Origin of the sequence: Actinoplanes sp. NPDC051633, from assembly GCF_040681735.1 — a bacterium.
Classification (GTDB): Bacteria; Actinomycetota; Actinomycetes; order Mycobacteriales; family Micromonosporaceae; genus Actinoplanes.
In genome coordinates, this window is the sequence record NZ_JBFAZH010000327.1 from 3434 (window position 1) to 7097 (window position 3664).

Below are 3664 nucleotides of genomic sequence, written 5' to 3' on the forward strand. Positions count from 1 at the left end.
CGCCCTCAAGCGGATCGGCAGCTTCACCTGGCAGGGCCGCGACCTGGGCGCCTGGCTGGTCACCATCGCCCGCAACCTGGTCGCCGACCACTTCAAATCGGGCCGTTACCGCCTCGAGGTCACCACAGGCGACGTGCTGGACGCCGACCGCGAGGACCGGGGCCCCGAGGGCAGCCCGGAGTCGGCGGTGGTCGACCACATCACCAACGTCGCGCTGCTGACCGCGGTCAAACAGCTCAACCCCGAGCAGCAGGAGTGCATCGTGCTGCGCTTCCTGCAGGGCTTCTCGGTCGCCGAGACGGCGCAGACCATGGGAAAGAACGAAGGCGCGATCAAGGCTCTGCAGTATCGGGCGGTCCGAGCGCTCGCCCGGCTGCTGCCGGACGGATTCCAGTGGTGAGCGCGACACTTCACCGATCGTCGATGCCCGTAACCGTAGTCGCCTCCCGACCGTTTGTCCGAGTGCGACCCGCGGTAGCCGAGAAATTCGCCCCGAAGGTCGCCTTCGCCGGTCATGGGGCCGGCGGGACAGTCACGAGCGAGGGGAGGTGCCCGCGGTGAGTTTCGACTTTCTCGACCGGCGGCGCGCCGAGCGCTTCGCGGAGCTACTCGACGAGCCAGGCTCGGCCTTCAGTCAGGTCAGGGGTGGTGGCGGGGCTGCCGACGGCGGCCGTCGGCACCACTCGCGTGGTCAGGCCGATGGGGAGCTCGCGGAGCTCGTCGCCATCGGTCACAGTCTCTCCGCGGTCCGTACTTCGGCACATGTGGGGGACGAGTTCCGCACCGGGCTGCGAGCCATGCTCGTGGCCACGGCCGAGCGGGACGGCATCGGGCACGCGGCCGAGACCGGGACGACCGGCGGCCACGCCGCCGTCCGGGAGCCGCGCCGCAGTCTGCTCAGCCTGAGCGGCCGCCGGATCCGGGCCCGCGGCGCCATCGTCATCGGCGTCGCCGCCGGTGCCATGGCGGTCTCCGGGATCTCCGCGGCCAGCGAGAACGCGGCGCCCGGCGACGCGCTCTACGGCGTCAAGCGGTCCACCGAGAAGGCCCAGCTCGCGATGGCCGGATCGGACGTCACGCGGGGCCAGCTCTCGCTGGACTTCGCGAAGACCCGGCTGACCGAGGCGGCGGCCCTGCCGCCGGGCGCCGGTGGATTCGCCGGCGTGCTGGACGACATGGACGCGGACACCCGCCAGGGCGTCAAGCTGCTCACCGAGGCGGCCGTCGCGCGGCAGGACAACACGCCGCTGAGCCGCATCGACGCGTTCACCACCGGTCAGCGGCAGACGTTCGCGCCGGTGCTGGACAGTCTCGTCCCGGCCGACCGGACCCGGGCCGAGTCGTCGCTGGCGCTGCTGGACGACGTGACCAAGCGGACCGAGTCGCTGCGCGCCGGGCTTTCCTGCGCCACGGTGACCCGGGCCGGCACCGACTCCCTCGGGCCCTGGCTCAAGGACTGCATCGACGGGCAGGACTCGTCCGGCACGTCCGACGCCACGCCGGGTCACGGTCAGAAGCCGGGCGCCAAGCCCGGCACCGGCAGCACCGGCGACCAAAACCGAAAGGCCGAGCCGGAGAAGACCGACCCGGCCGCGACCGAGCCGGACGTGCAGGAGCCGACCGACGGGGCGACCACGCCGGGCAACGACCGCAAGCGCGTCACGCCGGCCGAGACGCCGGACGACAGGCAGCAGCCGACGCCGGACCGGTCGGTGCCCGCCGACGACGCCGACGAGGACGACGGCCTGCTGGACGGCGTGATCGGCAAACTCTTCGGCTGACGCCGGGGAACTGGGCCAGAAGATGGCGAGGGGCGGTGCCGGGTGTTACCGGGCCCGCCCCTCGACCGCATTCTAGATGCCCGGCTGCGCCGTCGATTGATACCCGTCGACTCTGATGGCAATGCGAGACCCGGGCGCCTCAGTGCCCGAACGGGTCCGGCCGTTTCTCCAGCAGGTCGAGCAGGGTCGCCTGGATCGTCTCGCGGACCTGGTCGGCGAGGTTGTAGACGACCATCGGGTCGTCCGCGTACTCGGTGAGGTGCGCGGTCGGGATCGGCGGGCAGAACTGGATCAGCCACTTGCTCGGCAGCGGCACCAGGCCCAGCGGCCCGAGCCACGGGAAGGTCGGCGTGACCGGGAAATACGGCACCCCGAGCAGCCGGGCCAGCGGCTTGAAGTCGGCCAGCATCGGATAGATCTCCTCGGCGCCGACGATGCCGACCGGGATGATCGGCGTACCCGTCCGCAGCGCCGCCGACACGAACCCGCCGCGACCGAAGCGCTGGAGCTTGTACCGGTCGACATACCTCTTACCCGTGCCCTTGAAGCCCTCGGGGAACACGCCGACCAGCTCGCCGGAGCTCATCAGCCGCTCGGCGTCCGGGTTGCACGCCACGGTGGCGCCGGCCTTGCGCGCCAGCTCGGACATCACCGGCACGCTGAAGACCAGGTCGGCGCCCAGCAGCCGCAGGTGCCGACCGGCCGGGTGCTGGTCGTTCAACGCCACCGAGAGCATCAGCGCGTCCATCGCGAGCACGCCGGAGTGGTTGCCCACCAGCAGGCCCCCGCCGGAGTCCGGCACGTGCTCGATGCCCAGCACCTCGGTGCGGAACCAGTCGCGGTAGAGCCGCCGCAGCAGCGGGAAGAACACCGAGTCGGTGAGGTCGGCGTCGAAGCCGAAGTCGTCCACCTCGTACGCGCCGGCCAGCCGCCGCCGCAGGAACGCGAGGCCCTTGGCGACCCGCTGGTCCCAGATGTCGACGGAGTCGCGCGGGCGGGCGCCGTTGCCGTTCACGCCGACGCCGTCGAGGGTCGGCGGCTCGTACTCGAGGTGCCCCGGCAGCATCTCGCTGCGGAACTCGTCCTGGCTCACGGCAGTTCCCTGCCCGCGGATGCGGCCGCCGATGCGCGCACCGCCCGGATTCCATCGAGAATGGCGCTCTCCGCGGCGGCCAGCCGGTCCACGGTCAGCGAGGCGCCGTTCGCGTGGCCCCGGATGAAGTCGTCGAAGGCCTCGGCGGTGGTCCGCGGGGTGAAGCCGAACTCGTCGACCAGCCGCGAGATGTCGACCACGCGGCCGTGCACGAACCAGTCGATCTGGTCGAGGCCGATCTGGCCGATGCCGACGTTGCGGGCCACCGCGGCGAGCGAGGAGAGCGTCCCCTCCATCAGGGGCAGCGAGATCCGGCCGGCCCGGCGCACCGCCTGGGACAGCACCAGGACCCCGTCGCCGGCCACGTTGAACGTGCCGGGGTGGTCCTCGACGACGGCGCGATGCAGGATCTCGAGCGCGTCGTCGACGTGCACGAACTGCAGCCGGGCGTCCCGGCCCCAGACCGTCGGCACCACCGGCCGGGCGAAGTACCGGGTGAGCGTGGTCTCGGCGGAGGCGCTGATGAACGGCGCGAACCGCAGCACGGTGGCGTCCACCTCGGGACGGCGCCGGCGGAAGCCGCGAACGTAGCCCTCGATGTCGAGGATGTCGCGCGCGAAGGACCCGCGCGGCACCGCGCGGGGCTCGGTGTCCTCGGTGAACACGGCCGGGTCCTTGAAGGACGCGCCGTAGGCCGCCGTGGACGAGCGCACGACCAACTTGCGCAGCGGACCGGCGGCCTGGGCGGCGGCGAGCAGCTGCATCGTGCCGATGACGTTCTGCTCTTTCA

At 71.9% G+C, this 3664-nt stretch carries 4 protein-coding genes; 2 read left to right on the plus strand and 2 right to left on the minus strand.

Going from position 1 to position 3664, the window contains the following annotated elements:
* Positions 1-400: sigma-70 family RNA polymerase sigma factor (locus AB0M20_RS19375; protein WP_364299906.1), on the plus strand; the 400-nt coding region annotated here is incomplete at its 5' end.
* A 157-nt stretch (positions 401-557) separates the two neighbouring features.
* Complete coding sequence (locus AB0M20_RS19380; RefSeq protein ID WP_364299908.1) at positions 558-1781, plus strand: DUF5667 domain-containing protein; 1224 nt, start codon at positions 558-560, stop codon at positions 1779-1781.
* A 139-nt stretch (positions 1782-1920) separates the two neighbouring features.
* Here the strand turns inward: AB0M20_RS19380 and AB0M20_RS19385 are convergent, their stop codons facing one another.
* Together AB0M20_RS19385 and AB0M20_RS19390 are read right to left on the minus strand one after the other, a co-directional pair.
* Positions 1921-2874, minus strand: coding sequence for a lysophospholipid acyltransferase family protein (locus AB0M20_RS19385; RefSeq protein WP_364299910.1), 954 nt, complete (start codon positions 2872-2874; stop codon positions 1921-1923).
* A partial coding sequence (locus tag AB0M20_RS19390; RefSeq protein WP_364299912.1) for an NAD-dependent epimerase/dehydratase family protein occupies positions 2871-3664 on the minus strand: 794 nt, incomplete at its 5' end. The genes AB0M20_RS19385 and AB0M20_RS19390, both read right to left, overlap by 4 nt.